This is a genomic window from Nocardioides sp. (genome assembly GCF_031422975.1).
In the GTDB taxonomy this organism is placed as follows: domain Bacteria; phylum Actinomycetota; class Actinomycetes; order Propionibacteriales; family Nocardioidaceae; genus Nocardioides.
The window spans coordinates 1-3,934 of the sequence record NZ_JANPEO010000218.1; the positions used below are offsets into that span (position 1 = coordinate 1).

3 protein-coding genes are annotated in these 3,934 nt (G+C 67.9%); 1 reads left to right on the top strand and 2 read right to left on the bottom strand.

The annotated features are described in order from the left end of the window. The coding region (locus tag RMO85_RS06505) for a Trm112 family protein (RefSeq protein ID WP_397203272.1) at positions 1 to 171 on the bottom strand (171 nt) is incomplete at its 3' end. 2 nt (positions 172 to 173) lie between these two features. Further along, positions 174 to 1,559 carry a phosphomannomutase/phosphoglucomutase gene (locus tag RMO85_RS06510; protein WP_310527720.1) on the bottom strand — a complete coding sequence of 462 codons (1,386 nt, stop codon included), beginning with the start codon at positions 1,557 to 1,559 and terminating at the stop codon, positions 174 to 176. 232 nt (positions 1,560 to 1,791) lie between these two features. Here RMO85_RS06510 and RMO85_RS06515 point away from each other — a divergent pair. After that, positions 1,792 to 3,934, top strand: a 2,143-nt coding sequence (locus RMO85_RS06515; protein WP_310527726.1) for a multicopper oxidase domain-containing protein, incomplete at its 3' end; no start/stop codon positions are given.

Below are 3,934 nucleotides of genomic sequence, written 5' to 3' on the forward strand. Positions count from 1 at the left end.
CGATGCTCCCGGTCTGGCGGGCTTGCGCGCCTCGTCGACGAGGAGCACGGGGATGTCGTCACGGACGGGATAGGCCAGCCCGCACGACGTGCACACGAGCTCGGCCGCCTCCACCTTCAGCTCGCCGTGGCAATCGGGGCAGACGATGATGTCCAGCAGACCCTGGTCGATGTTCATGAGGCACTCCTGATGATGGTGAGGATCTCGTCGCGCACGCGCTGCATGGTCGCACGATCTCGACCCTCGGCGTTGAGTCGGAGCAGTGGCTCGGTGTTGGACGGCCGGACGTTGAACCACCAGTCGACGTGGCTCACGGTGAGCCCGTCGAGGCGGTCGGTGGTGACGCCCTCGGCATCGTCGAACTGCTTCTCGAGGCCGTCGACGATGCTGGCCTGGTCGGCGACGGACGAGTTGATCTCGCCACTGACGACATAGCGCTCGTACGCCGCCAGCAAACCGCTCAACGGCTGGTCGGTCTCCGACAGGGCGGCCAGGGCGTGCAGGGCCGCGAGCATGCCCGAGTCGGCCTTCCAGAAGTCGCGGAAGTAGAAGTGGCCGCTGTGCTCGCCACCGAAGATCGCGCCCGTCTCGGCCATCGTGGCCTTGATGTAGGAGTGCCCCACCCGGGTGCGGACCGGCGTGCCACCGAGCTCGGTGACGAGCTCGGGGACGGCGCGGCTCGTGATCAGGTTGTGGATGATCGTCGAGCCGGGCTCCTTGGCGAGCTCGCGAGCGGCGATCAGCCCCGTCAGCGTGGACGGCGAGACCGCCTCGCCCCGCTCGTCGACCAGGAAGCAGCGGTCGGCGTCGCCGTCGAAGGCCAGGCCGATGTCGGCGCCCTCCGCGAGCACCCGCTTCTGCAGGTCGACCAGGTTGGCCGGCTCGATCGGGTTGGCCTCGTGGTTGGGGAAGGTGCCGTCGAGCTCGAAGTACATCGGCACCACCTCGATCAGGTCCGAGCCGAGCCGCTCGAAGACGGTGGGCGCGGTCAGGCCGGCCATTCCGTTGCCCGCGTCGATGACCACCTTCAGCTTGCGACCGGCCACCGGCGCGAGGGACAGGAGGTGCGCGGCGTACGCCTCGAGGACGTCCTGCTGACTGACGCTGCCGACGGCCGCCGTGGGCGGCTGGCCGCCACGGCTCACCGCCGCGGCGATGTCGGCAAGACCGGTGTCGGTGCCGATCGGCTGCGCACCGGCGCGGCACATCTTCATGCCGTTGTACTGCGCCGGGTTGTGGCTCGCGGTGAACATCACGCCCGCGTGGCCGAGGTGCCCGGACGCGAAGTAGAGCTGGTCGGTGGACGCCAGGCCGATCATGATCACGTCGGCACCCGCCTGGGTCGCACCAGCCGCGAAGGCGCCAGCGAGGTCGGGCGAGCTGGGCCGCATGTCGTGGCCGATGACGATGGTCGGCGCCCCGATCACCTCGACGAACGCAATCCCCGTCGCGCGGGCGAGATCCTCGTCGAACTGGTCGGGGACGGTGCCGCGGACGTCATAGGCCTTGAAGATCGCGTTGATGTTGGCAGGGTCCAGCGTGCTGGAGCTCGTCGGCATGGGAGAAGCGTAGTCAGGACGTTCGGTGGTGGTCGGGGTCGGTCCGATCGCGGAACTGACGCACGGCGTCGGCGGTGTCGCTCACCGTCTCTCGCCGCAGCCTGGGACGACTCACAGCTTGTTCGGCTGCCCGATCGTCCCAAGGTTTCCCCAACCGCTCCCGCCTAGCCTGACAAGGTCTCGGGTCCGGTCGCCTGGCAGCGACGTATCACTCGAGAGGGGAGAAGAGCCCATGAATGACGAGGCGACCAACGCCGTCCCCCGTCGGACCGTTCTCAAGCTCGGGGCCGCAGGCGCCGCGGGAGTGGGGTTCGCGACCACCGGAGCGCTGACCGGGCCCTATCTGGCCAACCGGGGACTGCTGTCTGCCGATGGGGTCTTCGCCGCCACCGGCACCGCACTGGGGGACGTGATCTTCTACGTCGAGGACTTCCCCACGAGCCCGCTGATCCTCGAGCCCTTCAAGGACCAGCTCCCGGTCCCGAGAGCCCTCGTCCCCGAGCCCGAGTCGCAGTACCGCAGCTGGACGAGCGTGCCCGGCCCGGGTGACGGCCGGCAGAACTCGCTGGGCAACGAACGGCACCAGAAGTGGGCCAACGAGGTCGGCTACCCCGACCCGCTCGTCTACAAGATCGAGCTGCTCGTCCGCGGACACTCGTTCACCACCTCGAAGGTGCTGCCGATCGGCAAGGACGGCAAGCCCACCAAGTCCTTCGACGCCACCGGAGCGGTCTACGCCGCGGGCAGGGAGCGTTCGCTCCCGATGAGCACGATCTACGGCTTCAACGGGACCTTCCCGGGGCCGATGATCAACGCCGAGTACGGCAAGCCGGTGCTGATCCGCTTCATCAACAACCTGCACGACAACCCGCTCGGTCTCGACCGCCAGGACTTCGGCTCGCCCGACTGGTCGTTCCTCACCCACCTGCACAACGGGCACACCGCGCCCGAGAGCGACGGCAACCCGCACTACTCGATGACGGCCGGCCCGCGCCGGATGGGCTACCTGCCGGAGATGTGGGTCGACAACCTCTACCTGAACTGGCCGGCCGGCGGCGACGAACGCGAGAAGCAGAGCTTCTTCTGGTTCCACGACCACCGGATGGACCACACCGGCAGCAACGTCTACAAGGGGATGGTCGGCCTCTACCCGATCTACGACCCGAAGAACGGCATGGACATGGGCGACGAGCGCCAGGGGCTCCGGCTGCCCGGCGTCCGCTCCGACCACTCGAACGGCGCGTTCGACGTCGACTACGACGTCCCGCTGGCGTTCTACGACACCCGGCTCGACGACGGCGTCACCATGCACCACGACATCCACGACACCGACGGCGACTTCCCCGACGCCCACAACCCCGCGGTGCACCCCGAGTGGTGGGGCAAGACCTTCTTCAAGCACTTCCCCAACCACGGCTTCGTCGGCGACATCTTCACCGTCAACGGCACGGCCAACCCGGTGCTCGAGGTGAAGCGCCGCAAGTACCGCTTCCGGTTCCTCGACGCCTCGGTGTCCCGCATCTACGAGTTCAAGCTCATGAGCTCGACCCAGGGCCCGAAGTCGGCGCGGTCCCTCGGCCACACGGGCGACGACCTCCAGGGCCAGTACCGGATCCCGGACGGGCAGCAGTGCATGAAGTTCACCCAGATCGCCGCGGACGGCGGCCTGCTGCCCTTCCCGATGACCCGGGACTCCTTCGAGCTGTGGCCGGCCAAGCGGCGCGAGGTCATCATCGACTTCACGCGCTACCAGGACGGCTCACCCACGACCAAGGGTGACGTCATCTACCTGACCGACGTGATGAAGATGCCCAACGGCCGGATGTGGACCAACTCGTCGCGCTTCTTGCCCGACCCGAGCTACAAGGTGCCGGTCCTCAAGTTCATCATCGGCGACGACGCCCCCGACGACAGCGTGATGCCGGGCCCCCTGACGCCACTGCGTGAGCTTCCGCCCCTTCCCGGCAACTGGAAGAGCATGCTCGACAACCGGATGGTCTTCGAGGTCAAGCGAGGCGCGCTCGGCGGCGAGACCGAGTGGCTCATCAACGGCAAGCCCTTCGAAGCCTCGGCCGTGGCCCAGAGCCTGAGGAACCCGGCCGGCAAGAGCCCCTTCGCCCTGCAGAAGATGAACAGCTTCAACCTGTGGGAGATCCGCAACGGCGGCGGTGGCTGGGTCCATCCCTTCCACCTGCACATGGAGGAGCACCGCACGGTCATGCGCAACGGGCGCGACGTCTCCGTGACACCGGCACCCGGCCAACCGGACGACAAGTCGCGCGAGGATCTCGTCGCCCTGGACCCGAACGAGTCCGTGATCGTCTACCGGGGCTTCCGGGACTTCGTCGGGCCGTACGTCGCGCACTGCCACAACC

What these genes read in the sequence shown, in the direction of transcription:
- RMO85_RS06510 (WP_310527720.1), bottom strand. Translation starts at nt 1,559, where the DNA reads ATGCCGACGAGCTCCAGCACGCTGGACCCTGCCAACATCAACGCGATC.